1 pseudogene is annotated in these 365 nt (G+C 47.1%); it reads right to left on the bottom strand.

The annotated features are described in order from the left end of the window. Window positions 1-163 precede the first annotated feature (163 nt). Window positions 164-365, bottom strand: a pseudogene (locus ACTHSP_RS22805) (phosphoribosyltransferase); the annotation flags it as partial.

The following is a 365-nucleotide window of genomic DNA, read 5'->3' as shown; positions in this document are numbered from 1 at the left end:
GCCTGCATCTCCGCCCATGGCATCTACGGCCAGTGTAATCATGTTGTTCTCCGGTTTGTGTGTTTCAGACGGCCTCAAATAATCGGACAAGCACACTCATCTGATTTTCAGGAGATTGAATTGAAAATCAGATGAAAAGCTTGTTGCGACGGTCGTGCCAGATTTATTGGTTTTGCGCGGCCAATTTGTTGTGTTCGTCGATGTCCAGCGCGTCCCAAGGATAGTTGATCCACCAGTCTTCAACGGTAATGCCGCTGAAATAAGGGATGCCTTCAGGAATTTTACCGGCTTTGGCTTTGATTTTTTCATGCAATACTGCCACGCCGACAGTGCCGAAATCTTCTTTCAACAATTCGTTCAGGCAG

This window comes from Neisseria sp. P0001.S005, assembly GCF_051963715.1.
The sequence above is the reverse complement of the archived record's forward strand: the minus strand, read 5'-3'. Positions and strand labels throughout refer to the sequence as shown.